Source organism: Mesorhizobium sp. WSM4832, from assembly GCF_055811115.1.
The window spans coordinates 24,286-49,345 of sequence record NZ_JBVVQH010000006.1 but is presented as its reverse complement, the minus strand read 5'-3'; the positions used below and the strand labels follow the sequence as shown (position 1 = coordinate 49,345).

Sequence of the window (25,060 nt, the reverse complement as noted above, 5' to 3'; positions counted from 1 at the left end):
CCGATAAGAGTACGAAAACGAGCGGAACCGGCTCGCGGCAGCAACGTTGTCCGGCCAGACAGGAGACGATTGAAATGGCTGGCACGATCACTTTGACCGACCACGATGAAATCCGGTCCTGGGCGGCAGCGCGCGCCGGCTTTCCGGCGATCGTCGACGTGTCGCCCGAGGCCGGAACGCAGCCCATGCTGCGGCTGGTTTTTGGGCAGAACGCGTATGAGGACACCGACCGCCCTGAGCGTACGATCAATGCCGGCGGCTATGAGCTGGTCGAATGGGACGAGTGGTTCAAGATATTCGACGAGCGGAAGCTGGCCTTGGTCGTCGCCGCCGACGAACCCGGCCGGCGCGAGGAGTTCCACGAGATTATTCGAAGGTAGATCGCTGAAAAGCGAAAGGCCCGGACGACGTGTCCGGGCCTTAAAATTTGCGGCTGACGCGTTACTTCCAGTCGCGGATGTCGACGAAGTGGCCGGCGATCGCCGCCGCCGCCGCCATCGCCGGCGACACCAGATGGGTGCGGCCTTTGAAACCCTGCCGACCCTCGAAATTGCGGTTCGAGGTCGAGGCGCAGCGTTCATGCGGCTTCAGCCGGTCGTCGTTCATGGCCAGGCACATCGAGCAGCCCGGCTCGCGCCAGTCGAAACCGGCGGCGAGGAAGATCTTGTCGAGGCCTTCGGCTTCCGCCTGCTCCTTCACCAGGCCGGAGCCCGGAACGATCATGGCGTTGACGCGCGGATTGACCTTCTTGCCTTCGACCACCTTGGCGGCGGCGCGCAGGTCCTCGATGCGGCCATTGGTGCACGAGCCGATGAAGACGCGATCGAGTTCGATGTCGGTGATCTTGGTTCCCGGCGTCAGCCCCATATAGTCGAGCGCACGGATCTTCGACGTGCGCTTGTTCTCGTCCGCGATCTCCTGCGGATTGGGCACGATGCCTTGCACCGAGACGACGTCCTCGGGCGAGGAGCCCCAGGAGACGATCGGCGGCAGTTTTGCCGCGTCGAGCACGATCACCTTGTCGAAATGCGCGCCCTCGTCGGACTGCAGCGTCTGCCAATAGGCGAGTGCCGCGTCCCACGCCGCGCCCTTCGGCGCGCGCGGCTTGTCCTTGACATAGGCGAAGGTCGTCTCGTCCGGCGCGATCAGGCCGGCCCGCGCCCCGCCCTCGATCGACATGTTGCAGATCGTCATACGGCCTTCCATCGACAGCGAGCGGATGGCCTCGCCGGCGTACTCGATGACATAGCCAGTGCCGCCGGCGGTGCCGATCTCACCGATGATGGCGAGGATGATGTCCTTGGCGGTGACGCCTTCCGGTAACTGGCCGTCGACGCGCACCAGCATGTTCTTGGCCTTGCGCTGGATCAGCGTCTGGGTGGCGAGCACATGCTCGACCTCCGACGTGCCGATGCCGTGCGCGAGCGCGCCGAAGGCGCCGTGCGTGGAGGTGTGGCTGTCGCCGCAGACGATGGTCATGCCGGGCAGCGTGAAGCCCTGCTCCGGCCCGATGATGTGGACGATGCCCTGGCGGATATCGTTCTCGGAGTAGTATTCGATGCCGAAATCCTTGGCGTTCCTGGCCAGTGCCTCGACCTGGATGCGGCTTTCCTCGTTCTTGATGCCGAACTTGCGCTCCGGCGAGGTCGAGACGTTGTGGTCGACCACGGCCAGCGTCTTTTCCGGATGGCGAACCTTTCGGCCACTCATGCGCAGGCCCTCGAAGGCCTGCGGGCTGGTGACTTCGTGGACGAGGTGGCGGTCGATATAGAGCAGGCAGGTGCCGTCGTCCTGGCGGTCGACCGTGTGGTCGTCGAAGATCTTGTCGTAGAGGGTGCGCGGTGCGCTCATGTGCGTAAATCCGTCGATATGAGAATAGGAATAGGTCGCCGGCAATCCGGCGCGACGACTGCGATCAGTCGGCTTTAGCTAAGTCGGCTGGTGAGCGCGCCGCAGACGCGCGCCGAGAAACGCGACGGCAGGCGCTTTCTGTCCTGCAGCACGAAACCCTTGTAGGCCGGATCGCTGAAAAGCTTTTCCATGGCGGCGTAAATAGCAATGTTTTGGCTTTTCGGCAATTAGCGCGACTCTCCCTTCTCCCCTTGTGGGAGAAGGTGTCGCCGAAGGCGATGGATGAGGGGTGTTCCAGGGAACGCCAACGTCTCACTCCGCTGGAACACCCCTCATCCGTCTCGGCGCTGCGCGCCGATCCACCTTCCCCCACAAGGGGGAAGGGAAGCTGGCGCTCACATCACCTCGAACACAAACGTCTTCACCAGCGCTTCCGGGTCGCCGATCGCGTAGCAGCGGAACCATGGGCTCTGCTCGGCGAGGCGCCATTTTCTCGCCTCGCGGAGTTCGTCGAACACGGCCTGAAACCCACCGCTCTCAAAAACCTGGTCGCGGACGGTGAAGATGGCGTGGCCGCCGCTTTTGGTGATGCGCACCAGTTCGTGCAGGCCGGCGGCCGGCGCATGGCCGATGGTGAAGACGCCGGTCGAGAAGAAAGCGCGGAAATGCCGGTCGGGCCAAGGCAGCGGCCCGCCGAGCATCGCCTTCTTCAGCTCGCTATAGGCATTGCGGCTGCCGGCAAGCTTCAGCATGTCGTCGGAAAGGTCGAGCCCGGCGATGTCGCCATAACCCAGCGCCTTCAGCGATGGTCCCGACAGGCCCGTGCCGCAGCCGGCGTCGAGCAGCGGACCTTCGCCCGCCGGCACGTGGCGCGCCACCCAGGCGGTGATCAGGAAAGGCAGGAGGTAGCCGAGCGAGGCGGTCTCGCTGTCATAGGTCGCCGCCCAGTCGGCATAAGCCTTGGCGAGCCCTTCCGGTGATTCTGCCGTGTAGACGGAGTCGAGCGCCGCATTGGCCTTGTCGAAATTCATGGGGCGTGTCCTGCGCGATATTCAGTTGAAGGATCGTAGCGCGCTCAGGGGCGTCCGGCTATTCCTGATGCTGCCGGCGCAGCCGTTGTTCCAGCGCCCGCAGCGCCAGCGACAGGCCGACGGTCAGGATAAGGTAGATATAGGCCACGATCGAATAGGTCTCGAAGAAGCGAAAGGAGCCCGCGGCATAGACCTTTCCCATCTGGGTGATGTCGGCGACGCCGAGCACCGAGACCAGCGAGGAATCCTTGACCATGGCGACGAAGTCGTTGCCGAGCGGCGGCAGGATGGTGCGGATCGCCTGCGGGAACACGATCAGCCGGAATCGCTGCACTCGGCCGAGCCCGAGCGCCTTGGCGGCTTCGATCTGGCCCTTCTCGACCGACTGGATGCCGGCCCGGAACACCTCCGAGATGAAGGCCGAATAGCCGATGGTCAGCGCCATGATGGCGCGCCACAAAAGCGAGACGTCGCGCACCAGCAGTTCGCCCAGGAGGCCCGCGCTCTGCAGCGGCGCGGTCAACGCATTCCAGGCGGCGACGAAAGCCGGCGCGCCGGCAAAGGCGATCCAGAACAACAGCACCAGGATCGGCACGCCGCGGATGATCTCGACATAGAAGCGCGCGATCTGGCGCAGCCATTGCGATCCCGACAGCGCCATCAGCGCAATGCCGAGCCCGAACGCCGAAGCCAGCGCAAAGGCAACCGCGGTGACGAAGATGGTGATGCCGATGCCCTTGGCGACGGTGGCGAAGACCTGGGCGTAGAGGTCGCTGGATGCGATGGCGAGCGCCGCGGCCAAGGCAAGCACGGTCGCGGCGGCCAGCCACCAGGGGAATTCGGATTTGGCGGAAGATGGTACGGCGGGCATCAGGCGATGCCGGTGGAGCGGACGTCCCGAGAGGATAGCGCCCAGGCCCCCCTCTCTGGCCTGCCGGCCATCTCCCCCTCAAGGGGGGAGATCGAATTTCGCGGGGGCTTTCGCCAATCACCAACGTTGAATGAGGAGCACCGTCGGTGGAGCTGCCAATCTCCCCCCTTGAGGGGGAGATGCCCGGTAGGGCAGAGAGGGGGGCCTGGGCGCAATGTCAGCGCAATTTCCTGCAAACTCACCGCTCTCAACAAGATGAGCTCACTGCCCCATCTTGTAGTCAAGGAACCACTTCTTGTTGAGCTTGTCGAAAGTGCCGTCGGCCTTGAGCGAGGCGATCGCGGCGTTGACCGGCTTAACCAGGTCCGAACCTTTCGGGAAGATGAAGCCGAAATCCTCGGTGCCGAGCGGCCCGCCGATCAGCTTCAGCTTGCCTTCGGAAGCATCGACATAGCCCTGGCCGGCAGTGCCGTCGGTCAACACCACGTCGACGTCGCCCGATTTCAGCGCCTGCACGGTCGCGCCGAAGGTCTCGAACAGTTTTATGCGCGGGTTCTGCTCGTTGCCGTCGAGCACGCTGTAGACGGCGGTGTAGAAGGGCGTCGTGCCGGCCTGCGCGCCGATCAGCCCGTCCTTGAAGGCGCCGAAGCTCTTGGCGTCGGTGAAGCGGCTTTCGTCGCCGCGCACCAGCATGAACTGCTCCGAGCGCATATAGGGGTCGGAAAAGTCGACCTTCTCCTTGCGGTCGTCCTTGATGGTGATGCCGGTCATGCCGATGTTGTACTGGTTGTCGGAAACCGCCTGGATCATCGCATCCCAGGAGGTGTTCTGGTACTCGACCTTGAAGTTCAGCCGCTTGGCGATCTCGTCCATCGCGTCATATTCCCAGCCGATCTGCTTGCCGGTCTTCTTGTCGATGAACTGCAGCGGCGGATAGGCGTTTTCCGTCACCACCACGACCTTCTTGCCGCCGAGATCGGGCAAGTTGTCGGCGAGCGCAGCGACGGGCGCGAGAAGGCACGCCACCATGGCGGCCAGCAGCAGTTTCGACTTGGTCATGACAAATCTCCGAAAGTGATTGGCCGCGCTATGCTCGCGCGCCAGGACAAAAGCCGGCGCCGACTTTAGCTTTCCGCAAGCGCCTTGCAAGCCGGTCCGCGCTGCCGCAACGCACCAATACGCGATGCAATGCTCTTCAGGGATGGTTTCGAGGATTTCCGTTGCAACGATCAGTCCTGGTCGGCCGTGGCCTCGCGCAATCCGGCGACCAGGCGGGTGAGCGTGGCATGCAGGGCCTTGAGTTCAGCCCGCTCCAGCCGCATGCCGCAGGCGAGGCCTTCCTGCACGTCCTTCATCTTCGCGCGCAGCGCCTCGCCCTTGGCGGTCGGCTCGACCAGCACCCGGCGCTCGTCGGCATGATCGCGGCGCCGCGTCACGAGGCCGCCAGCCTCCATGCGCTTGATCAGCGGCGTCAGCGTCGCCGAATCGAGACCCAGCGCCGCGCCAAGCTCGCCGACCGTGCTCGGCGAGCGCTGCCACAGCGCCAGCATCGCCAGATATTGCGGATAGGTGAGGCCGAGCGGATCGAGCAGCGGCCGGTAGAGCTTTGTCATCAGCCCGCTTGCCGAATAGAGCGCGAAGCAAAGCTGCTGGTCGAGGCGCGGCACATCGATCGCCCCGGCGTCCTGTGCCGGGGCCTCCTTGGCCATGGTTTCGGTTTTCGTCGTCATGCCGCCTTTGCCGAGAGCGCCACGTCGATATTACCCCGGATGGCGTTGGAATAGGGGCAGATCTTGTGCGCTTCCGATACAAGCGCTTCGGCGCCCGCCTGATCAAGCCCCTTGATTTCCGCCGCCAGCGCGACGCCCAGCCTGAAGCCGCCCTGGTCGTTCGGATAGAGGCTGACCGTGGACGTCACCGAAGCGTCCTGCAACGGCAGCTTCTGCTGGCGGGCAACAAAGCGCACGGCGCTCTCGAAGCAAGCGGCGTAGCCGACGGCGAAAAGCTGTTCGGGATTGGTGGCGCCACCCTTGCCGCCGAGTTCCTTGGGCATCGCCAGATCGACCTTGAGCAGGCCGTCGCTGGTCTCGCCATGACCGTTGCGGCCGCCGGTAACATGGGCATGAGCGGTGTAAAGTGCCGACATCTTTTGTCTCCAATTTGTTTGTACACGATTATTTAGTGTACAAGATAATTGAGAGTCAAGGGCCATGATGTTCCTCCCTGATGTTCGGATGGATGAGAAGCGACCCGATGTCGTCATCCACGGGCGGAGCGACGCGAAGCGGAGCGCAGACCCGAGGATCCATTCCGTTACCTTCGCCGAAGGGTGCGGCGGATCAGAATTCCTGCACTGCAGCGGTGCTTCTAAGTCACGGAATGGATCCTCGGGTCTGCGCTGCGTCGCTACGCTCCTTGCTCCGCCCGTGGATGACGAAGCTCAGACGTTTCAGCCAATCATCAAGGCATGCGGTGCGCGAACGCAGGCAGGATAGGAAGCTGCTGATCCAGGAGCCAGGAGGGTTAGGCTCTTCCGCCGAAATGGAAAAGGCGGCCGAAGCCGCCTTTCCAAAACCTGTTTCGCAAAAGCCTTATTCGGCCGTGGTCGCTTCCGCGGCCTTGGCGGCCTCGTCGGCGGCCTTCTTCTCGGCGGCTTCCTTGGCGGCCGTCTCGGCGGCCAGAGCCTGGGCGGCGGCGACCTTCTCGGCCTCGATGCGGGCACGCTCGGCGTTGAGCGCATCACGCTCTTCGTCGTTCAGCTTGCGGGCGCGGACGCCGGTGTTTTCCGAAATGCGGGCCGACTTGCCGCGACGGTCACGCAGGTAATAGAGCTTGGCGCGGCGAACCTTGCCGCGGCGCACGATCTCGACGCCCTCGACCATCGGCGAGTAGACCGGGAAAACGCGCTCGACGCCTTCGCCATAGGAAATCTTGCGGACGGTGAAATTCTCCTGGAAGCCGGAGCCGGCGCGGGCGATGACGACGCCCTCATAGGCCTGGACGCGGGTGCGGGTGCCTTCGGTGACGCGCACCTGGACGCGCACGGTGTCGCCCGGCTGGAATTCGGGAAGCTTGCGCTTGGCTTCGATCTTGGCGGCCTGTTCGGCCTCGATCTGACGGATGAGATCCATCTCAAATATCCACTTCTTGTTCTTCCGACAGTCAGAGCGTCCTGCGCTCGCCTTGCAGTTCCAATGACCGCTCGGCTATGCCCATTGGGCAGGGACGGCTACACCGCACTTGTTGACGGGTCCAGAAGATTGTTCTTCCGGTTCGGGCGGGCACATACAGCTATTTCAGCGCTTTGTCACGCCTTATTGCATGTCACCCGGAAGCGTGCGCGGTTCCGGGACAACGACATGCATCAAAACAGGGATTTAAAGCGCGTCGCCTCCATCCGGTTTCAGCGCGGCGCGCTTTACGCGCTTTAAAAGACGTATTTTGCGCCCATGGCCCCACGTTTACTGCTGCTGTGCCGGGTTGCGTGCGGCTTGCAAGCTTTCTAAGCGGGGAAAATGACTTTTTTCGATGCCGCCCTGCTGTTTCTCGCTGGTTTTGTCTCCGGCGCGGTGAATGCCGTCGCCGGCGGCGGCACCTTCGTCACCTTCGGCGCCATGACCCTGGTCGGCCTGCCGCCGATCGTCGCCAACGCCACCTCCTCGGTCACGCAGTTTCCCGGCTATATCACCTCGACACTCGCCTATCTCGACGACATCAGGCATTTCTGGCGCCAGGCGCTGCTGCTTTGCGTGATCTCCGCCTTCGGCGCGCTGGCCGGCTCGCTCATCCTGCTGGCGCTCTCCAATCCGTCGTTCCGGGCGCTGGTGCCATGGCTGCTCATCGCCGCGACCGCGCTCTTCGCTGCCGGGCCGTGGCTGAAGCCGGAGGCCGGACCGGAGCACCAGGCCTCGGTCGGCTCCCTGACGGGTTCGCTGGCGCAGTTCGTGACCTCCATCTATGGCGGCTTCTTCGGCGCCGGGATGGGCGTGATGATGCTGGCTACGCTCGGCCTGACGCAGGCCGGCGATTACCACCGGCTCAACGCGTTGAAGAACATGCTGGCCGTGGTCATCGCGGCAATCGCCATCCTGGTCTTCGTCTCGGGCGGCGTCGTCGCCTGGCCGCAGGCGATCGTCATGATCCCCGGCGGTGCGCTGGGCGGCTATGCCGGCGTGTGGATCGCCAAGCGCGTGCCGCAAGGCGTGGTGCGCGGCTTCGTCGTCGCCGTCGGCCTGTTCCTGGCCTTCTATTATTTCGCCAAGGGCTGAATGCCCGGCAAGTCTGGCCGCCGTTCCCGCGTCAGCTTCTCGGCTTCGGCGCGCCGCCACTCGGCGATTTTCTTATGGTTGCCGGAGGTCAGAACGTCCGGAATTGGCCTGCCTTCGAATTCCTGCGGCCGCGTATAGTGCGGATGTTCGAGCAGGCCGTTCTCGAAACTTTCTTCCTCGCCCGACACGACGTTGCCCATGACGCCAGGCAGGAGCCGCACCACGGCGTCGAGCAGCACGAGCGCAGCCGGCTCGCCGCCCGACAGGATGAAATCGCCGATCGAGACTTCCTCCAGCTGACGCGCCTCGATCAGCCGCTGGTCGACGCCTTCGAAGCGGCCGCACAGGATGACCGCGCCCGGACCGTCGGCCAACTCACGCACGCGGGCTTGGGTCAGCGGCTTGCCGCGCGGGCTCATCAGCAGGCGCGGGCGCGGATCGCAAGGCGGCGAAGCATGGTCGATCGCCCTGGCCAGCACGTCGGCGCGCATCACCATGCCGGCGCCGCCGCCGGCCGGCGTGTCGTCGACGGTGCGGTGCTTGTCGGTGGCGAAGTCGCGGATCTGGATCGCCTCCAGCGACCAGGTGCCGGCCTCCAGCGCGCGTCCCGCCAGCGACAGGCCGAGCGCGCCTGGGAACATCTCCGGATAGAGCGTCAGCACCGAAGCGGCAAAGCTCACCGGTTGCCCCCGGCATCCTTCGGTCCGCGCGGCCGACCTTTCGGGTCGAAGCCGGGACGGCTCGGCGCCTCGCTGTCTTCGTCATCGACCAGCCCGGCCGCCAGCGGATTGACCTGGACGAAACCGTCGGCAATCGAGACATGCGGCACCGCGGCCTGCGTGAACGGGATCAGCACGCCCTTGCGGCCGGCAAGCGTGACATCGAGGATGTCGCCGCCGCCGAAATTATGCACGGCGACGACCTTGCCGACGACGCCCGTATCGTCCCTGACATCGAGACCGATCAGATCGGCGTGATAGAACTCGTCCTCCTCGCCATCGTCCGGCAGAACCGAGCGGTCGACGAAAAGCTCGGTGCCGGCCAAAGCCTCGGCGGCGCTGCGGTCGCTGATGCCCTTGAAGCGCACGACAACGACGGTACCCGCCGGCCTGATGTCGATGATCTGGAAGGTGCGGCCATCCTTGGTTTGCAGCGGGCCGTAATCGGCCAGCGCCAGCGGATCACCGGTGAAGGTCTTCACCCGCAATTCGCCCTTGATGCCGTGCGCGGCACCGATGACGGCCATCTGTACGGGGTTTTCGAGCTTCGACATCGGCGGCTTTTCCTTTGCTCTGTCTAACGCCGTCCCGTGGCCATTTCAATGACGGCCTCTTCACCGCTTCCTAACCCGCATGCGTCAGGCTGCCGTCATGCAGGAATTCCTCATCCCGGCAAAACCCGACCTTCAGGCGGCACGCGAGACCTGGCTGAAGACGCTGGCGCATGAGCGCCGGCTGTCGCCGGAGACGGTCGAGGCCTATGAACGCGACACGCGCCAGTTCCTGCATTTTTTGACCGGACATCGCGGCGGCCCGCCGGGCATTTCGGACATCGCCGACCTACGCCCCGCCGATCTGCGCGGCTTCCTCGCCGCGCGCCGCAACACCGGCGCCGGCGCGCGCACGCTGGGGCGCGGCCTGGCCGGCATCCGTTCGCTGCTGCGCTTTCTCGAACGGCGCGGCCTGGTCAACGCCGCGGGCGCGGCAGCGCTTCGCGCCCCGCGCCAGCCGAAGGCGCTGCCCAAGCCGCTGACGGCAAGCGACGCCAAGCAGGTCGTGGCGATGGAGGGCCAACTGGCGGAAGAGCCGTGGATCGCCGCCCGCAACGCCGCGGTGCTGACGCTGCTCTACGGCTCCGGCCTGCGCATCTCCGAAGCGCTCGGCCTGCGCGGCGCCGATCTCGCTTCCGAGGCCGACACGGTGCTGCGCGTCACCGGCAAGGGCGGCAAGATGCGGCTGGTGCCGGTGCTGCCGGTGGCCTGCAAGGCTGTCGCCGAATACCGCAGGCTCTGTCCTTTCCACATCGATCCCAAGGGCCTGCTGTTCCGCGGCGCCCGTGGCGGGCCGCTCAACCCGGCCATCGTCCAGCGCGAGATGGCCAAGCTGCGCTCGGCGCTGAACCTGCCCGATACCGCGACGCCGCATGCCCTGCGCCATTCATTCGCCACCCATCTGCTCGGCCGCGGCGGCGACCTGCGCACCATCCAGGAATTGCTCGGCCACGCCAGCCTGTCGACCACCCAGATCTATACCGGCGTCGATACCGCAAGGCTGCTTGAGATCTACGAGCGCGCGCATCCAAGGGCGTAGTCCCGGGGTCATCCCGAGTCTTCCAGAACTTCGTCATTCTAGGGCGGAGCAAGGAGCGCAGCGACGCGGCGCAGACCCTAGAATCCATGCCGTGACCTCGGTGCTCTGCGACGGTGCAGAATTCTGGATCGCCGCATTCCAAGGCTCAGGTAACGGAATGGATCCTCGGGTCTGCGCGCGTCGCTTCGCTCCTTGCTCCGCCCGTGGATGACGAAGCGATGGGCGTTTCGGCTAATCGCCAAGACATTTCATCCGACAACTCAAGCGGCTATCAAAAATGACCGGACCGGGAACAATTTCCCCGAACAGGTTAACCGTTTTGCCGCTTTTCATCGCTAAGACGCTTTCTTATGAAACGCGTCATCGTCATCGCCGACCGCGCGGCCCTGGTCTCGTTGAAGCTGCTTGCGGCGCTCAACTTGCTGTTTTTCCTGTCTTTCCTCGTTGTTCTGCTGCTTGCCGGCCGGGCGCATGCCGAAGCGCCCGGTTGCGCCGGCAGCGATCTTTTGACCGCGCTGGAAAAGAACGATCCTGCCGCCTTCAAGACGGTCGAGACCGAAGCGGCGGCCGTTCCCAATGGCAAGGGCCTGCTGTGGAAGCTGGAGAAGCCTGGCGAAGAACCGTCCTACCTGTTCGGCACCGTGCATATGACCGATACGCGCGTCACCACCCTGCCGGCTGTGGCGCAAAAGGCCTATGACGGCGCCGGCACCATCATCATCGAAACCACCGATGCGCTGGACAAGGCCAAGATGATGGCAGCGATGGCCAGCGAGCCCGGCCTGATGATGTTCACCGACAAAACCACGCTGTCGTCGCTGTTGTCGCCACAGGATGCGGCGGTGCTGGACAAGGGGCTCGACGCCCGCGGCATTCCGCCGGCGACGGTCGCCAAGATGAAGCCGTGGATCCTGTCGGCGATGATGGCGCTGCCGGCCTGCGAAGTGGCGCGCCAGTCCGCTGGCGAACCCGTGCTCGACGTCAAGCTCGCCTCCGATGCCAAGGCGTCGGGAAAAGACGTCGAAGGGCTCGAAACCGCTGTCGATCAGTTGCGCGCGATGGCCTCGCTGCCGCTTGAATTCCACATGAAGAGCCTCGTCGAGACGATGAAGCTCGGCGACAAGGTGAACGACGTCAACGAGACGATGATCGTGCTCTACCAGCGCGGCGAGGTCGGCATGTTCTGGCCGCTGTTCAAGGCCGTGCTGCCGGACTCGGCCGACGACAAGGCCGGCTATGCCGCCTTCGAGCAGACCATGATCACCAGCCGCAACAAGGTGATGGCGGCGCATGCCGGGCCGATATTGGCCAAAGGCAACGTTTTCATGGCCGTCGGCGCCATGCATCTGCCCGGCCCGGAAGGACTGGTCGAGGATTTTCGCAAGGCAGGGTATACTGTTACCGCCGTCAACTGAGTCGTCTGGCGGCTGGCGGACCTGAAACGCCGGTTTTTTCAGCGCTTTTTGTCCGTCCGCATGAAACCCAACACGGGATCAGCGCGTTGATGGCTGCTATTTTGATATCTTTCATTCCACGGAGGACACGTTTCATGGCGAACCCTAACGACCCCTTCACCCCTTCGAGCACGCCTCCCACGTCGGGTGGTGGTGGCAGCGGGTGGCTGATCGCCCTAGTTGTCATTATCCTGGCCATTGTTGCGTATTATGTTTTTGGCAGAAGCGGCGGCGAGCATGCCCCGGCCCCGGCTGAGCCGCCGGCAGCCAGCACGCCGGCTCCGGCGCCTGCAACGCCCGCTCCGGCCCCAGAGCCGGCGCCAGCCCCTGCACCGGCTCCCGCGCCTGCACCCGCGCCGGCCCCTGCGCCAGCTCCGGCCCCGGCCCCTGCGCCGGCCCAGTAACCAGACTGTAGCTTAACGACGAACGGCCCGCCTTTCGGCGGGCCGTTTTGTTTTGGGGCAGCACCACGCCTTCGCGTCGCTTCGCTCCTTGCTTCACCTAGGATGATGAAGCAACGGGCGTTCGGCGCCTGGCGCGATCAGATATGAATCGGCTTGAAGAACGTCGCCAGCGCCGCTTCCTTCACCGCCTCCGACATCGTCGGATGCGCGTGGCAGGTGCGGGCGAGGTCTTCCGAGGAGCCGCCGAACTCCATCAGCACCGCCGCCTCGTGGATCATCTCGCCGGCGCCGAAGCCGACGATATGGACGCCGAGCACGCGGTCGCTGGCCTTGTCGGCCAGGATCTTCACGAAGCCATCCGTGTGCAGCATGGCGCGCGCGCGGCCATTGGCGCTGAACGGAAACTTGCCGGCCTTGTAGTCGATGCCAGCCTTTTTCAGTTCCTCCTCGGTCTTGCCGACGGAGGCGATCTCGGGGGTGGTATAGACGACACTCGGGATCACATCGTAGTTCACATGGCCGGCCTGGCCGGCAATGGTCTCGGCCACCGCGACCCCCTCGTCCTCGGCCTTGTGGGCCAGCATCGGCCCGGCGATGACGTCGCCGATGGCATAGATGCCGGGCACATTGGTCCTCAGATGTCCGTCGGTCCTGACCCGGCCGCGCTCGTCCATCTCGACGCCCGCTTCCTTCAGCCCCAGGCTGTCGGCATAGGGGCGGCGTCCGGTGGCGACCAGCACGACATCGGCCTCGATGGTTTCCGCCGCGCCGCCCTTCACCGGCTCGAAGGTGACGGTCGCGCCCTTCTTGGCCTTGGCGACGCCGGTGACCTTGGAGCCGAGCTTGAACTCGAAGCCCTGCTTGGACAAGAGCCGCTGGAACTGCTTCGACACCTCGCCGTCCATGCCGCCGAGAATGGTGTCGAGGAACTCGACGACCGTGACCTTGGCGCCGAGCCTGGCCCATACCGAGCCGAGCTCCAGTCCGATGACGCCGCCGCCGACAACCACGAGGCTGGCGGGCACCTTGGCCAGCGACAGCGCGCCGGTGGAGGACACGATCACCTTCTCGTCGAAATCGACCTTGACGCCCGGGATGCCGGCGACATCGGAGCCGGTGGCGATGACGATGTTCTTCGTCTCGATCTCCTCGACCTTGCCGTCCTCGCCGGTCACCGACACCTTGCCGGCGCCGACCACCTTGCCGGTGCCGCGGAAACTGTCGATCTTGTTCTTCTTGAACAGGAAGGCGACGCCGTTGACGTTCGAGGTCACGGTCGCATCCTTGTGCGCCAGCATCTTCTTGAGGTTGAGCTTGGGTGCTGCGATCTCGATCCCCAGCGTGTCGAAGGCGTGGCCGGCTTCGGCAAACATCTCGGAGGCATGGAGCAGCGCCTTCGACGGGATGCAGCCGATGTTGAGGCAGGTGCCGCCGAAGGTGGCGTTCTTCTCGACCACCGCCGTCTTCAGGCCAAGCTGCGCCGCCTTGATGGCGCAGACATAGCCGCCCGGTCCCGATCCGATGATTACGACGTCATAAGCCATGATGGTGTCCTTTTAATCTGGCCTTCAGCGGCCGCCGCCCAGTTCCAAATTCGCGCCCACGGCGTAGGACGCTTCGTCCGACAAAAGCCACAAGACCGCATTGGCGATTTCTTCCGTCTTTCCCGGGCGCTGCAGGGGGATGATCCCACGCAGCCTTTCGGCGCGGTCGGGCTGGCCGCCAGACGCATGAATTTCGGTGTCGATGATCCCCGGACTGACGGCGTTGACCCTCACGCCTTCCCCGGCCACCTCGCGTGCCAGGCCGATGGTGAAGGTGTCGATGGCGCCCTTCGAGGCGGCGTAGTCGACATACTCGCCTGGTCCACCCAGCCGGGCCGCGATCGAGGAGATGTTGACGATGGCACCGCCCTTGCCACCATGCCGGGTCGACATGCGCTTGACCGCTTCGCGCGCGCAAAGGAAGGAGCCGACGACGTTGATGCGCATCATGCGCTCGAGCCGCTCGACGCTCATCTCGTCGACCCGCGCCTTGACGTCGACGATCCCGGCATTGTTGACGAAGGCGTCGAGCCGGCCGAAGGCGCGGTCCACCGCCGCGAACATCGCCACGACTTGCGTCTCGTTGCCGACGTCGCCCTTAACCGCCAGAGCCTCGCCGCCCGCGGCCTTTATTTCGGCGACCAGCGCCTCGGCGGCAACCTGATTGGAGGCATAATTGATGGCCACCCGATAGCCGGCCCGGCTTGCCTGCCGGCAGATGGCGGCGCCGATGCCACGGCTGCCGCCGGTAACCAGAAGCGCTTTCTTGTCCATGCTCATTCCTGGCATCCCTTCAGAACAAAGATATCCCATGGCACTTTCGAAAAGCCGGCGGGACCGTAAGCCGCCGACATTTCGAGCGACGCTCCGAGATCGGGAAAGACCAGGCTTTTCGGCGCGTCGGCGCCTTCTGCCGGCAACAGGCCGATGCCGCCCTTCTCGTCGGCGCTGTAGATGACCCCTTCCCAGACCGTGCAGGCGGCGAGCTCCTCGCCGGTGACGTCGCCGGTCGGGCATTTGTACATCAAGGAGCCGTGCGGCCGCGCGGCGCTGCCCTCGGTCCACATGGCGATGCCGTCGAGCACGACATTGTTGTCGAGGATCATGCGGAACGTGTTGGTGATCATCGCCGAGGCGCCGGTCGGCGTGAAGTCGATCTCGGCGCCGCTTTGCGTCTCGCCATAGACGGCAAGCTGGATCGGGCAGGCGGCCTGGGCGGTGGCCGGAACCGCCGCTACGCCAACGGCTATCGACAGGAGGAAACGGATCGCCACTGTCATCTACCCACCCTGAACGCTTTGATCGAGGATGAAGACCGTCGAAAGAAAATAATCTATCTCGAACGCAACGTTGTCCTTCCCGTCGACCGGAATCGCGTTCACCTCATATTTGAGGGTCAGGACGCGAGAACTCTCCGCCAGTTCGATATAAACGTCGCGTTCGCGGCCGCCGCCGATTGCCCACTTGAATTCACTCTTGTTCAGGAACTGCAATGCCTTGGGCAAGGTATATATTTCTATCGGGCTCGTGCCTGCAAAGGTCACGGGATGCCGGCCCACATCGACGTCGAGATGGCCGTACCAAGTCGCCATCATTCCACCCGGCTGCAATCTCCCGAAGACGGGCTCGACGCTAATCGATCTCAGACGAAAATCGGGGCTGAAGAAGAACTCGCAGTTGCGGCCATAGATGCACCAGGCCGACTCGGCATCATCGTGGCGATAGTGATTATCCGCCCGCACGTCCTCCGGATCGATCAAGCCTCGAACCGTTTCACGGCTGCTTTTGCCAAGTTCGACAGGCCCCGCCCGACCTGTCGTCAGCAGCTCGAACAGATCGATGGGCGCAACTGGGTTGGCTATCCGAGGCGAGGCGACATTCGTCATCAGTTGGCCTGGTCGCCTTCGCGGCCATCGGCGTTTTCGAGCACGCCGAAATCGGTCATCAGGACCAGCGGCTCGCCGGACGCGTCCAGTCCCCAGAAGGATGGGTAGAAGCCGTCGCCCCAGCCGCTCCAGAACATCGCGATGTTGACCGGATTGCCGGCGGCCGGATGGTGCATGACGAACCGGTCCTGGTTGGGCGCGAACTCGGCCGCCAGCACATCGTCATAATAGTTCTGATCGGGTTTGAGCTTGGCCTGCGCGGCCGACATCAAGGCCATCGCCGCCTTGTCCATGAAAGAGCCGAGGCCGGCATCGACCGGATAGCCGAAGATCTCGTCGCCATTCAGCGTCGAGACGTCCTGGTCGGGCAAGGTTGCGAGCTCCCAGCGCACTGGCACGCCGGAACGGAAGCGCAGGAAGGCGGCGGCGACGCGACCCTGCGCCTCGTACAGCGTGACCGGATAGCGCCCGGGCTTGACCTTGCGGGCCAGCGCCGGCCAGTCGTCGGTCGTGATCAGGGGGTCGCAGGCGATGATCTCGCCTGTCGGAAGTTCGAGATCGCCGATCGGCGTGACGGTGATCTTCCGTTCCGCCAGTTGCGCATCGCTGAGCGCGAAGATGCCGAAGTTGCTGCTGGCAGTCGCCGGGTCCCAGTCGGCCGCGATGGCCAGCGACGGAACGGCAGCGGAAAAGCCAAGCAAGAGGATGCTGCGCCGCAAGCCGCGCGCGGCCCGGCCGAGCTTGAACCCGAACTGTTCCGGCCAGCCGCTCACGGCGACGCCCGCCCGATCACAGATCGAGCACCAGCCGCTCGGGATCCTCCAGGCTTTCCTTGACCCGCACCAGGAAGGTCACGGCTTCCTTGCCGTCGACGATGCGATGGTCGTAGCTGAGCGCCAGATACATCATCGGACGGATGACGATCTGGCCGCCGACCACCACCGGCCGGTCCTGGATCTTGTGCATGCCGAGAATGCCGGACTGCGGCGCATTGAGGATCGGCGTCGACATCAGCGAGCCATAGACGCCGCCGTTGGAAATGGTGAAGGTGCCGCCCTGCATGTCGGCGACCGATAGCTTGCCGTCGCGCGCGGCGAGGCCCAGCCTGCCGATCTCCTTCTCGATCTCGGCGATCGACATCTGGTCGGCATCGCGCACCACCGGCACCACAAGGCCCTTTTCGGTGCCGACGGCGACGCCGATATGGGCATAGTTCTTGAAGATGATGTCGGTGGCATCGATCTCGGCGTTGACCGAGGGAATCTCCTTCAGCGCGTGCGTCACCGCCTTGGTGAAGAAGCCCATAAAGCCGAGCTTCACGCCATGCTTCTTCTCGAACACGTCCTTGTACTTGGACCGCAGCGCCATCACCGCGCTCATGTCCACCTCGTTGAAGGTGGTGAGCATGGCGGCGGTCGACTGGGCTTCCTTCAGCCGGCGCGCGATGGTCTGGCGCAGCTTGGTCATGCGTACGCGCTCCTCGCGCGGCGCATCCTCGGCCGGGGACGGCGCGCGGGCCACGACCGGCGCCGGAGCTGCCTTCGGCATCTCGGCCGGCTGCGAGGGCGCGCCACGGGCGATGGCGTCGAGCACGTCGCCCTTCAGCACCTGGCCGCGCTTGCCGGAACCGGAAAGCTGGTCGACGGCGAGATTGTTCTCGGCAATGAGCTTGGCGGCGGCGGGCGCGGGCGGCATGGTGCGCGGCTCGATTGCGCCGCCATTGCCGGCGACCTTGGCGGTCTCGGCGGCGGCCTGCTTGACCGTGGAAGCGGCATCCGGGCTCGAGGCCTGGGACACCGCCTGCGGCTTCGTGGCTGGCGCTGCAGCCGCGCCGCCTGCCGAAATCGAGCCGAGCAGCGCGCCGACATTGACCGTCTCGCCTTCCTTGACGGTGATCTCGGAGAGCGTTCCGGCGCCCGCGGCGGGCACTTCCACCGTCACCTTGTCGGTTTCGAGCTCGACCACGGGCTCGTCGGCGGCGATCGCGTCGCCAACCTTCTTGAACCACTTGCCGACGGTCGCCTCGGTGACGGATTCGCCGAGAGTGGGGACGCGGATTTCGGTAGCCATTGTGCCTGTCCGTTCTCTTCTCTTCTTGGGGTCTGTTTCGTCCGGTCTGTCTATTCGCCCAGCGCCCTATTCGCCGAGAGCGTCGTCGAGCAACGCGGCGAGCTGGCTCAGATGCTTCGACATCAAACCGGTCGCCGGCGAGGCCGAGGCGGGCCGGCCGGTGTAGCGCACCCGCTGATGCTTGGCGTCGATATGCGCCAGAACCCATTCGAGATAGGGATCGATGAACGACCAGGCGCCCATGTTCTTGGGCTCCTCCTGGCACCACACCATCTCGGCATTGCGGAAGCGTGACAGCTCGGTGATCAGCGCCTTGGCCGGGAACGGATAGAGCTGTTCGACGCGCAGCAGATAGATGTCGTTGATGCCGCGCTTCTCGCGCTCCTCGTAGAGGTCGTAATAGACCTTGCCCGAGCACAGCACGACGCGGCGGATCTTGGAGTCCTTGACCAGCTTGATCGGCTGGTTGGCCAGCAACTGCGCATCGTCCCACAACAGGCGGTGGAACGAGCTTTCGCCCGACATCTCCGGCAGCGTCGACACCGCCCGCTTGTGGCGCAGCAGCGACTTCGGCGTCATCAGGATCAGCGGCTTGCGGAAGTCGCGCTTCAACTGCCGGCGCAGGATATGGAAATAGTTGGCCGGCGTGGTGACGTTGGCGACCTGCATATTGTCCTCGGCGCAGAGCTGAAGGAAGCGCTCCAGCCGCGCCGACGAGTGCTCCGGCCCCTGGCCTTCATAGCCGTGCGGCAACAGGCAGACGAGGCCCGACATTCTGAGCCACTTGCGCTCGCCCGATGAGATGAACTGGTCGAACACCACCTGGGCGCCGTTGGCGAAGTCGCCGAACTGCGCCTCCCACAGCGTCAGCGCCTTGGGCTCGGCCAGGCTGTAGCCATATTCGAAACCGAGCACCGCCTCTTCCGACAGCATCGAGTTGATGACCTCGTAGCCGGCCTGCGCCGCCGACAGGTTGTTGAGCGGGATGTAGCGGTTCTCGTCGCGCTGGTCGTAGAGCACGGAATGGCGTTGCGAGAAGGTGCCGCGCTCCGAATCCTGGCCGGAAAGCCGGATCGGGTTGCCGTCGAGCAGGATGGCGCCGAAGGCCAGCGCCTCGGCGGTCGACCAGTCGATGCCTTCGCCGGATTCGATCGCCTGGCGGCGGTTTTCGAGGAAGCGCAGGATGGTCTTGTGCGCCTCGAAATCCTTCGGCACCTCGGTCAGCTTCTTGCCGATCTCCTTCAGCGTGCGCACCGGCACGGCGGTCTTGCCGCGCCGCTGTTCGTCCTGGTTGTCGGCGGTGCGCAGGCCTGACCACGCGCCGTCCAGCCAGTCGGCCTTGTTGGGCTTGTAGTGCTGGCCGACTTCCCATTCGGATTCCAGATGCGCGCGCCAGTCGGCCCGCATCTTGTCGACCTCGGCCTGGGTGACGTGGCCTTCGGCGATCAGCCGGTCGGCATAGACCTGCACCGTCGTCTTGTGGCTGCGGATGTTGCGATACATGATCGGCTGGGTGAAGGAAGGCTCGTCGCCCTCATTGTGGCCGAAGCGGCGGTAGCAGAACATGTCCACAACCACCGGCTTGTGGAATTTCATGCGGAACTCGGTCGCCACCTTGGCGGCATGCACCACGGCCTCCGGATCGTCGCCATTGACGTGGAAGATGGGCGCCTCGATCATCTTGGCCACATCCGACGGATAGGGCGAGGAGCGCGAGAAGCGCGGATTGGTGGTGAAGCCGATCTGGTTGTTGATGATGAAATGCAGCGTGCCGGCTACGCGGTGACCGCGCAGGCCGGACAGGCCAAGGATCTCGGCGATCACGCCCTGGCCGGCAAAGGCCGCGTCGCCATGCAGCAACAGCGGCATCACCTTGGCGCGTTCCGATAGCGGCACGATCTCGCCGCGCTCGCGGCCGGAAAGCTGATCCTGCTTGGCGCGCGCCTTGCCCATCACGACGGGGTCGACGATTTCGAGATGCGAGGGATTGGCGGTCAGCGACAGATGCACCTTGTTGCCGTCGAACTCGCGGTCCGACGAGGCGCCGAGGTGGTACTTCACGTCGCCCGAACCTTCGACCTCGTCGGGCGCGGCCGAGCCGCCCTTGAATTCGTGGAAGATGGCGCGGTGGGGCTTGGCCATCACCTGGGAAAGCACGTTGAGGCGGCCACGATGCGCCATGCCGAGCACGATTTCCTTCAGGCCGAGCTGGCCGCCGCGCTTGACGATCTGCTCCAGCGCCGGGATCAGCGCTTCGCTGCCGTCGAGGCCGAAGCGCTTGGTGCCCTTGTACTTGACGTCGATATACTGCTCGAAGCCCTCGGCCTCGACCAGCTTCGACAGGATCGCCTTCTTGCCCGTGGCGGTGAAGGTGATCTCCTTGTCGGCGCCTTCGATGCGCGCCTGTATCCAGGCCTTTTCTTCCGGATCGGAGATGTGCATGAACTCGACGCCGAGTGTCGAGCAATAGGTGCGGGTGAGGATCTCCAGCATCTGCCGGATGGTGCCGAACTCGAGGCCCAGCACATTGTCGAGGAAGATCGGCCGGTCGTAGTCGGCTTCGGTGAAGCCGTAATTCTCCGGCGACAGCTCGTTATAATCCTCCAGCGGCTTGGCGATGCCAAGCGGATCGAGATTGGCGTGCAGATGGCCGCGCATGCGGTAGGCGCGGATCATCATGATGGCGCGCACGGAATCGCGCGTCGCCTGGTGCACGTCGGCGTCGGAAAGCACGGCGCCGTTGACGACCGCCTTTTCCTTGACCTTCTTTTCGATCGCTTTTTCGACCAGGCCCCAATTGCCGTCGAGGGCCGAGACCAGTTCGCCATTGGCCTGCAACGGCCAGGAGGGCTTGGCCCAGGAGGCGCCGTTGGCGTTCTTGCGGACATCGCCTGCGTCATCCTTCAGCGTGGCGAAGAAATCCTGCCACTGCGGATCGACGGAAGCCGGATTGTCTTCATAGGCCGCGTAGAGCGCGTCGATGTAGTCGGCATTGCCGCCATAGAGGAATGAGGTGAGCGAGAATTGGTCGTTGGCCTGATCTTGTCTTGCCATTTTTTTCGTCTGCGGAGCCTGGCTCCGTCTCCTGTTTTTGGAGGGGAGTAGGGCAGTAAGGGAGTAAGGCAGTAGGGAAAGCAGTCGCGCTCGTCCCGTTCTTCCTATTCCCCTACTGCCATACTGCCCTACTCCCTTACTGCCTTAACCCTTAATCGCCTCGACCAGCGTCGTGCCCAAGCGAGCCGGCGACGGCGAAACTTTTATCCCGGCCGATTCCATCGCCGCGATCTTGTCTTCCGCGCCGCCCTTGCCGCCCGAGATCACCGCGCCCGCATGGCCCATGGTGCGGCCGGCCGGCGCCGTACGCCCGGCGATGAAGCCCGCCATCGGCTTCTTGCGGCCGCGCTTGGCTTCGTCCTTGAGGAACTGCGCGGCGTCTTCCTCGGCCGAGCCGCCGATCTCGCCGATCATGATGATCGACTTGGTCTCGTCGTCGGCGAGGAACATCTCCAGCACGTCGATGAACTCGGTGCCTTTGACCGGATCGCCGCCGATGCCGACCGCGGTGGTCTGGCCGAGGCCGACATTGGTGGTCTGGAAGACTGCCTCATAGGTAAGAGTTCCCGAGCGGGAAACAACGCCCACCGAGCCCTTGCGGAAGATGTTGCCGGGCATGATGCCGATCTTGCATTCGTCGGGAGTGAGCACGCCCGGGCAGTTCGGGCCGATCAGCCGCGACGTGGAGCGATCGAGCCGCGCCTTGACCCTGACCATGTCCATCACCGGGATGCCCTCGGTGATGCAGACGATCAGCGGGATCTCGGCTTCGATCGCCTCGATGATTGCCTCGCCGGCGCCCGCCGGCGGCACATAGATGACGGAGGCGTTGGCGCCGGTCTTTGCCTTGCCCTCGGCGACGGTCGCGAAGATCGGCAGGCTTTCGCCCTTGGAACCGGTCCAGGTCTCGCCGCCCTTCTTGGGATGGATGCCGCCCACCATCTTGGTGCCGTGATAGGCCAGCGCCTGCTCGGTGTGGAACGTGCCGGTCTTGCCGGTCAGGCCCTGGACCAGCACCTTGGTGTTCTTGTCGATGAGAATGGACATGGGAGCCCTTTTCTAAAACCCGTTGATCGAGGAAGGCGAGACACGCCGGTCGACACCGCTCACCATGTCTTGCCAGGCATCGCTGCCGACAGGCTTGAACTGAAGTTTCATGCGGTAGGCGTCGGCATCGTCGAAAATATACGTCACGCGGGCGGCGCCGCGTGGCGACGACCGCTCCAGGACCAGCTCGGCGCCGTTCCACGCGCCGGTGGCCGGCGACATCGGCACGAAGCCCATCGAGTCGAACTGATGCATGGTGACGACGCTGTTCTGCTGGTCGAAGCCGAAGACGTTGTGCGCCCCGAACGAGACCGTGCCGTCACGCCGTTGGCGATAGCGTTGCACCACGAACAGGCCACCGAACTGTGGCTCTGCCAGCACTTCCGACGTTGCTGCGCCGCCATCGGCCCATTGTGTCGCCGCCACCTTCTCCTCGCCACGCCAGGCGCCGACCAGCGCCTGCAGACGCTGGTGATCGGCGGAAAGCGAGGAGAAGGACGCCGCGTTCATGGTCACAGCCGCTTCAAATCGGTGACGGTGAGGTCGCTCTTGGCGTTGCCGGTGTTGAGCGTCGTCGCTGGCTCGAACATCAGCACCACGGGCTCGGCGGTGAGCGAGCGCGGCCGGTGCTCGACCCCGCGCGGCACGACGATGAAATCGCCCTCGCCGAGTTCGACCGGCCCGTCGCGGAAATCGATGGCGATACGGCCGCGCAACACGAGGAAGGCTTCGTCCTCATTGTCATGCGCATGCCAGTCGAAGGCCTCGCCGAACTTGGCGACCTTGGCCTGGCTGTCATTGACGTCGCCGGCGACATGCGGATCGAAGACCTTGGTGATCGTCCGGTCCGCCGCCTCGACGAGGTTTATCTTGCGCGGAGGCATCCGCTCAGCCCTTCACCGCCGCCACGATCTTCTTGGCCGCGTCGTCGAGATCGTCGGCCGACACCACGTTGAGGCCGCTGTCGTTGATGATCTTCTTGCCGAGCTCGGCATTGGTGCCTTCCAGCCGCACCACCAGCGGCACTTGCAGCCCAACTTCCTTGACCGCGGCAATGACGCCCTCGGCGATGATGTCGCACTTCATGATGCCGCCGAAAATGTTGATCAGGATGCCTTTGACCGCCGGGTCCTTGGTGATGATCTTGAACGCCGCCGTCACCTTCTCCTTCGACGCGCCGCCGCCGACATCGAGGAAGTTGGCGGGCTCGGCGCCATAGAGCTTGATGATGTCCATCGTCGCCATGGCAAGGCCGGCGCCGTTGACCATGCAGCCGATGTTGCCGTCGAGCGCGACGTAGGCGAGATCGTATTTCGACGCCTCGATCTCCTTCTCGTCCTCTTCGGTGGTGTCGCGCAGTTCGAGCACGTCGGGGTGGCGGAACAGAGCATTGTTGTCGAACGACACTTTGGCGTCGAGCACGCGCAGGCGGCCGTCCTTCATGACGATCAGCGGATTGACCTCGAGCAGGCTCATGTCCTTCTCGACGAACGCCTTGTAGAGGATCGGGAACAGCGTGCCGCCGTCCTTGGCCGCATCGCCGTCGAGCTTGAGCGCGGCGTTGAGCTTCTTCACGTCATCGGCCGTCACGCCGTTTTCCGGATCGACGGCGACGGTGATGATCTTTTCGGGCGTGTCATGCGCGACCGTCTCGATGTCCATGCCGCCCTCGGTCGATACGACGAAGGCGACGCGGCCGACCGAGCGGTCGACCAGGATCGACAGATAGAGCTCGCGCTCGATGTCGGCGCCGTCCTCGATATAGAGGCGGTTGACCTGCTTGCCGGCGGGCCCGGTCTGCTTGGTGACCAGCGTGTGGCCGAGCATCTCGTTGGTGTTGGCGATCACTTCGGCCGCCGACTTCGCCAGCCGCACGCCGCCCTTGGCGTCGGGGCCGAGTTCCTTGAACTTGCCCTTGCCGCGGCCGCCGGCATGGATCTGGCTCTTCACGACATAGAGCGGGCCGGGCAGCGCCTTGGCAGCGGCTTCCGCCTCGCTTGCCTTGAACACCGGAACGCCGCTTGCTACCGGCGCGCCGAACGTCTTCAGCAGCGCCTTGGCCTGATACTCATGGATGTTCATGCGCTTGGTCTCCGGGGAGGTCGGTTTATTTGCCGGCGAGATTTACTTGCTGGCGAGATGCGGGGCGATCTTCGTGCAGGCCTCGGTCAGGCCCTGAACGGCCGCGACCGAGGAATCGAACATCTTCTGCTCGGCCTTGGAGAGGTCGATCTCGATGACGCGCTCGACACCGCCGGCGCCGATCACCACAGGGACGCCGACATAGGTGCCCTTGACGCCATACTGGCCGGAGAGGTGGGCGGCGCAGGGCAGCACCCGCTTCTTGTCCTTGAGGTAGGATTCGGCCATGGCGATTGCCGAGGCCGCCGGCGCGTAATAGGCGGAGCCGGTCTTCAAGAGGCCGACGATCTCGGCGCCGCCGTCGCGGGTGCGCTGCACGATCTGGTCGAGCTTCTCCTTCGAGGTCCAGCCCATCTTGACGAGGTCGGGCAGCGGGATGCCCGAGACGGTCGAATAGCGGATCATCGGCACCATGGAATCGCCATGGCCGCCGAGCACGAAAGCGGTGACGTCCTCGACCGAAACCTTGAACTCTTCGGCCAGGAAGTAGCGGAAGCGGGCGCTGTCGAGCACGCCAGCCATGCCGACGACATGGCTGGTCGGCAGCCCTGAGAACTTCTGCAGCGCCCACACCATCGCATCGAGCGGATTGGTGATGCAGACGACGAAGGCCTTCGGCGCATATTTCTTCAGGCCGGCGCCGACCTGCTCCATGACCTTGAGGTTGATGCCCAGAAGGTCGTCGCGGCTCATGCCCGGCTTGCGCGGCACGCCGGCGGTCACGATGCAGACATCCGCGCCCTCGATGCCAGCATAGTCGTTGACGCCGGTCAGCCTGGAGTCGAAACCGTCGACCGGCGATGACTGCGCAATGTCGAGGCCCTTGCCCTGCGGAATGCCCTCGGCGATATCGAACAGCACAACGTCGCCGAGATCCTTGAGGCCGATCATATGAGCGAGCGTGCCGCCGATCATGCCCGAGCCGATCAGCGCTATCTTATTGCGTGCCATGTGAGGATGTTTTCCCTTTGTCTGTGACGGTACCGTGACGGGGCCGGGGAGGCCGAAAGGATGCGGGAACCCGCGAGATTTCGCCGGATCCAATAGCGCCCGCCACGGTGAAATTCAAACGATTATTTTGGGCCTAGTGTTTTCAATCGGTTAGATGGTTTGGGAATTACGTAAACGT

Annotated in this window: 26 protein-coding genes; 4 read left to right on the top strand and 22 right to left on the bottom strand. The window is 64.4% G+C overall.

Features of this window, described 5'->3' with window-relative positions; genetic code table 11:
- Positions 1 to 74: 74 nt before the first annotated feature.
- Positions 75 to 380 (top strand): hypothetical protein, encoded by a 306-nt coding sequence (locus AC0L2L_RS10355; protein ID WP_473578066.1) that lies wholly within the window; start codon positions 75 to 77, stop codon positions 378 to 380.
- Positions 381 to 441: 61 nt separating this feature from the next.
- Here AC0L2L_RS10355 and leuC read toward each other — a convergent pair whose 3' ends face one another.
- The 8 genes from leuC to rplS all read right to left on the bottom strand — a co-directional run bounded on the left by leuC (position 442) and on the right by rplS (position 6,884).
- Positions 442 to 1,851 (bottom strand): 3-isopropylmalate dehydratase large subunit, encoded by a 1,410-nt coding sequence (gene leuC / locus AC0L2L_RS10350; protein ID WP_473578065.1) that lies wholly within the window; start codon positions 1,849 to 1,851, stop codon positions 442 to 444.
- Positions 1,852 to 1,925: 74 nt separating this feature from the next.
- Positions 1,926 to 2,078 (bottom strand): hypothetical protein, encoded by a 153-nt coding sequence (locus AC0L2L_RS10345; protein WP_198021726.1) that lies wholly within the window; start codon positions 2,076 to 2,078, stop codon positions 1,926 to 1,928.
- Positions 2,079 to 2,246: 168 nt separating this feature from the next.
- The gene (locus tag AC0L2L_RS10340) at positions 2,247 to 2,882 is read right to left on the bottom strand and encodes a class I SAM-dependent DNA methyltransferase (protein ID WP_473578064.1); all 636 of its coding nucleotides are present in this window, start codon (positions 2,880 to 2,882) and stop codon (positions 2,247 to 2,249) included.
- 58 nt (positions 2,883 to 2,940) lie between these two features.
- Positions 2,941 to 3,753, bottom strand: coding sequence for an amino acid ABC transporter permease (locus tag AC0L2L_RS10335; protein WP_473578063.1), 813 nt, complete (start codon positions 3,751 to 3,753; stop codon positions 2,941 to 2,943).
- 261 nt (positions 3,754 to 4,014) lie between these two features.
- Positions 4,015 to 4,812 carry a transporter substrate-binding domain-containing protein gene (locus AC0L2L_RS10330; RefSeq protein WP_473578062.1) on the bottom strand — a complete coding sequence of 266 codons (798 nt, stop codon included), beginning with the start codon at positions 4,810 to 4,812 and terminating at the stop codon, positions 4,015 to 4,017.
- A gap of 170 nt (positions 4,813 to 4,982) precedes the next feature.
- Positions 4,983 to 5,483: a MarR family winged helix-turn-helix transcriptional regulator gene (locus AC0L2L_RS10325; protein ID WP_473578060.1), complete on the bottom strand. Its 501-nt coding sequence runs from the start codon at positions 5,481 to 5,483 to the stop codon at positions 4,983 to 4,985.
- Positions 5,480 to 5,899, bottom strand: coding sequence for an organic hydroperoxide resistance protein (locus AC0L2L_RS10320; RefSeq protein ID WP_473578058.1), 420 nt, complete (start codon positions 5,897 to 5,899; stop codon positions 5,480 to 5,482). The genes AC0L2L_RS10325 and AC0L2L_RS10320 overlap by 4 nt, the downstream gene beginning before the upstream one ends.
- Before the next feature lie 445 nt (positions 5,900 to 6,344).
- Entirely contained in the window at positions 6,345 to 6,884 is a 540-nt protein-coding gene (gene rplS, locus AC0L2L_RS10315; RefSeq protein WP_473578057.1) for a 50S ribosomal protein L19, read from the bottom strand.
- 384 nt (positions 6,885 to 7,268) lie between these two features.
- Between rplS and AC0L2L_RS10310 the strand changes: the two genes are divergently transcribed.
- A complete protein-coding gene (locus AC0L2L_RS10310; RefSeq protein WP_473578055.1) occupies positions 7,269 to 8,021 on the top strand; it encodes a sulfite exporter TauE/SafE family protein in 753 nt (250 codons plus the stop codon).
- Here AC0L2L_RS10310 and trmD read toward each other — a convergent pair.
- Positions 8,003 to 8,701 carry a tRNA (guanosine(37)-N1)-methyltransferase TrmD gene (trmD, locus tag AC0L2L_RS10305; RefSeq protein WP_473578054.1) on the bottom strand — a complete coding sequence of 233 codons (699 nt, stop codon included), beginning with the start codon at positions 8,699 to 8,701 and terminating at the stop codon, positions 8,003 to 8,005. The genes AC0L2L_RS10310 and trmD overlap by 19 nt on opposite strands.
- The gene (gene rimM, locus AC0L2L_RS10300; protein WP_027169870.1) at positions 8,698 to 9,294 is read right to left on the bottom strand and encodes a ribosome maturation factor RimM; all 597 of its coding nucleotides are present in this window, start codon (positions 9,292 to 9,294) and stop codon (positions 8,698 to 8,700) included. The genes trmD and rimM overlap by 4 nt, the downstream gene beginning before the upstream one ends.
- Before the next feature lie 97 nt (positions 9,295 to 9,391).
- Here rimM and AC0L2L_RS10295 point away from each other — a divergent pair, with 97 nt between their 5' ends.
- Positions 9,392 to 10,330, top strand: coding sequence for a tyrosine recombinase XerC (locus AC0L2L_RS10295; protein ID WP_473578052.1), 939 nt, complete (start codon positions 9,392 to 9,394; stop codon positions 10,328 to 10,330).
- A gap of 350 nt (positions 10,331 to 10,680) precedes the next feature.
- On the top strand, positions 10,681 to 11,745 hold the full coding sequence (locus AC0L2L_RS10290; RefSeq protein WP_473578051.1) for a TraB/GumN family protein: 1,065 nt from the start codon (positions 10,681 to 10,683) through the stop codon (positions 11,743 to 11,745).
- Positions 11,746 to 12,325: 580 nt separating this feature from the next.
- On the opposite strand, the gene lpdA is transcribed toward AC0L2L_RS10290, so the two are convergent.
- The 12 genes from lpdA to mdh all read right to left on the bottom strand — a co-directional run bounded on the left by lpdA (position 12,326) and on the right by mdh (position 24,882).
- Positions 12,326 to 13,732, bottom strand: a complete 1,407-nt coding sequence (gene lpdA / locus AC0L2L_RS10285; RefSeq protein ID WP_473578049.1) for a dihydrolipoyl dehydrogenase — start codon at positions 13,730 to 13,732, stop codon at positions 12,326 to 12,328.
- A gap of 24 nt (positions 13,733 to 13,756) precedes the next feature.
- Positions 13,757 to 14,512, bottom strand: coding sequence for an SDR family oxidoreductase (locus AC0L2L_RS10280; RefSeq protein WP_473578048.1), 756 nt, complete (start codon positions 14,510 to 14,512; stop codon positions 13,757 to 13,759).
- Positions 14,509 to 15,012: a hypothetical protein gene (locus AC0L2L_RS10275; RefSeq protein ID WP_473578047.1), complete on the bottom strand. Its 504-nt coding sequence runs from the start codon at positions 15,010 to 15,012 to the stop codon at positions 14,509 to 14,511. The genes AC0L2L_RS10280 and AC0L2L_RS10275 overlap by 4 nt, the downstream gene beginning before the upstream one ends.
- A complete protein-coding gene (locus AC0L2L_RS10270; RefSeq protein ID WP_473578046.1) occupies positions 15,013 to 15,618 on the bottom strand; it encodes a hypothetical protein in 606 nt (201 codons plus the stop codon).
- A complete protein-coding gene (locus AC0L2L_RS10265; RefSeq protein WP_473578044.1) occupies positions 15,618 to 16,391 on the bottom strand; it encodes a DUF4241 domain-containing protein in 774 nt (257 codons plus the stop codon). Before AC0L2L_RS10265 ends, AC0L2L_RS10270 begins: the two co-directional genes overlap by 1 nt.
- A 16-nt stretch (positions 16,392 to 16,407) precedes the next feature.
- Complete coding sequence (gene odhB / locus AC0L2L_RS10260; protein ID WP_473578042.1) at positions 16,408 to 17,688, bottom strand: 2-oxoglutarate dehydrogenase complex dihydrolipoyllysine-residue succinyltransferase; 1,281 nt, start codon at positions 17,686 to 17,688, stop codon at positions 16,408 to 16,410.
- 66 nt (positions 17,689 to 17,754) lie between these two features.
- On the bottom strand, positions 17,755 to 20,742 hold the full coding sequence (locus AC0L2L_RS10255) for a 2-oxoglutarate dehydrogenase E1 component (RefSeq protein WP_473578040.1): 2,988 nt from the start codon (positions 20,740 to 20,742) through the stop codon (positions 17,755 to 17,757).
- Between the two features lie 144 nt (positions 20,743 to 20,886).
- A complete protein-coding gene (sucD, locus tag AC0L2L_RS10250) occupies positions 20,887 to 21,789 on the bottom strand; it encodes a succinate--CoA ligase subunit alpha (RefSeq protein ID WP_027169859.1) in 903 nt (300 codons plus the stop codon).
- Between the two features lie 12 nt (positions 21,790 to 21,801).
- Positions 21,802 to 22,299, bottom strand: coding sequence for a DUF1579 family protein (locus AC0L2L_RS10245; RefSeq protein WP_473578038.1), 498 nt, complete (start codon positions 22,297 to 22,299; stop codon positions 21,802 to 21,804).
- Positions 22,300 to 22,301: 2 nt separating this feature from the next.
- Positions 22,302 to 22,673, bottom strand: coding sequence for a cupin domain-containing protein (locus tag AC0L2L_RS10240; RefSeq protein ID WP_140710233.1), 372 nt, complete (start codon positions 22,671 to 22,673; stop codon positions 22,302 to 22,304).
- 4 nt (positions 22,674 to 22,677) lie between these two features.
- On the bottom strand, positions 22,678 to 23,871 hold the full coding sequence (gene sucC / locus AC0L2L_RS10235) for an ADP-forming succinate--CoA ligase subunit beta (protein ID WP_473578037.1): 1,194 nt from the start codon (positions 23,869 to 23,871) through the stop codon (positions 22,678 to 22,680).
- Between the two features lie 42 nt (positions 23,872 to 23,913).
- The gene (gene mdh / locus AC0L2L_RS10230; protein WP_473578036.1) at positions 23,914 to 24,882 is read right to left on the bottom strand and encodes a malate dehydrogenase; all 969 of its coding nucleotides are present in this window, start codon (positions 24,880 to 24,882) and stop codon (positions 23,914 to 23,916) included.
- Positions 24,883 to 25,060 lie beyond the last annotated feature (178 nt).

Bases quoted from the DNA above. Each gene is read 5' to 3' on its own strand.
- AC0L2L_RS10355 (WP_473578066.1), top strand. From the start codon at position 75: ATGGCTGGCACGATCACTTTGACCGACCACGATGAAATCCGGTCCTGG.
- leuC (WP_473578065.1), bottom strand. From the start codon at position 1,851: ATGAGCGCACCGCGCACCCTCTACGACAAGATCTTCGACGACCACACG.
- AC0L2L_RS10340 (WP_473578064.1), bottom strand. From the start codon at position 2,882: ATGAATTTCGACAAGGCCAATGCGGCGCTCGACTCCGTCTACACGGCA.
- AC0L2L_RS10335 (WP_473578063.1), bottom strand. From the start codon at position 3,753: ATGCCCGCCGTACCATCTTCCGCCAAATCCGAATTCCCCTGGTGGCTG.
- AC0L2L_RS10330 (WP_473578062.1), bottom strand. From the start codon at position 4,812: ATGACCAAGTCGAAACTGCTGCTGGCCGCCATGGTGGCGTGCCTTCTC.
- AC0L2L_RS10325 (WP_473578060.1), bottom strand. From the start codon at position 5,483: ATGACGACGAAAACCGAAACCATGGCCAAGGAGGCCCCGGCACAGGAC.
- AC0L2L_RS10320 (WP_473578058.1), bottom strand. From the start codon at position 5,899: ATGTCGGCACTTTACACCGCTCATGCCCATGTTACCGGCGGCCGCAAC.
- rplS (WP_473578057.1), bottom strand. From the start codon at position 6,884: ATGGATCTCATCCGTCAGATCGAGGCCGAACAGGCCGCCAAGATCGAA.
- AC0L2L_RS10310 (WP_473578055.1), top strand. From the start codon at position 7,269: ATGACTTTTTTCGATGCCGCCCTGCTGTTTCTCGCTGGTTTTGTCTCC.
- rimM (WP_027169870.1), bottom strand. From the start codon at position 9,294: ATGTCGAAGCTCGAAAACCCCGTACAGATGGCCGTCATCGGTGCCGCG.
- AC0L2L_RS10295 (WP_473578052.1), top strand. From the start codon at position 9,392: ATGCAGGAATTCCTCATCCCGGCAAAACCCGACCTTCAGGCGGCACGC.
- AC0L2L_RS10290 (WP_473578051.1), top strand. From the start codon at position 10,681: ATGAAACGCGTCATCGTCATCGCCGACCGCGCGGCCCTGGTCTCGTTG.
- lpdA (WP_473578049.1), bottom strand. From the start codon at position 13,732: ATGGCTTATGACGTCGTAATCATCGGATCGGGACCGGGCGGCTATGTC.
- AC0L2L_RS10280 (WP_473578048.1), bottom strand. From the start codon at position 14,512: ATGAGCATGGACAAGAAAGCGCTTCTGGTTACCGGCGGCAGCCGTGGC.
- AC0L2L_RS10275 (WP_473578047.1), bottom strand. From the start codon at position 15,012: ATGACAGTGGCGATCCGTTTCCTCCTGTCGATAGCCGTTGGCGTAGCG.
- AC0L2L_RS10270 (WP_473578046.1), bottom strand. From the start codon at position 15,618: ATGACGAATGTCGCCTCGCCTCGGATAGCCAACCCAGTTGCGCCCATC.
- odhB (WP_473578042.1), bottom strand. From the start codon at position 17,688: ATGGCTACCGAAATCCGCGTCCCCACTCTCGGCGAATCCGTCACCGAG.
- AC0L2L_RS10255 (WP_473578040.1), bottom strand. From the start codon at position 20,742: ATGGCAAGACAAGATCAGGCCAACGACCAATTCTCGCTCACCTCATTC.
- sucD (WP_027169859.1), bottom strand. From the start codon at position 21,789: ATGTCCATTCTCATCGACAAGAACACCAAGGTGCTGGTCCAGGGCCTG.
- AC0L2L_RS10245 (WP_473578038.1), bottom strand. From the start codon at position 22,299: ATGAACGCGGCGTCCTTCTCCTCGCTTTCCGCCGATCACCAGCGTCTG.
- AC0L2L_RS10240 (WP_140710233.1), bottom strand. From the start codon at position 22,673: ATGCCTCCGCGCAAGATAAACCTCGTCGAGGCGGCGGACCGGACGATC.
- sucC (WP_473578037.1), bottom strand. From the start codon at position 23,871: ATGAACATCCATGAGTATCAGGCCAAGGCGCTGCTGAAGACGTTCGGC.
- mdh (WP_473578036.1), bottom strand. From the start codon at position 24,882: ATGGCACGCAATAAGATAGCGCTGATCGGCTCGGGCATGATCGGCGGC.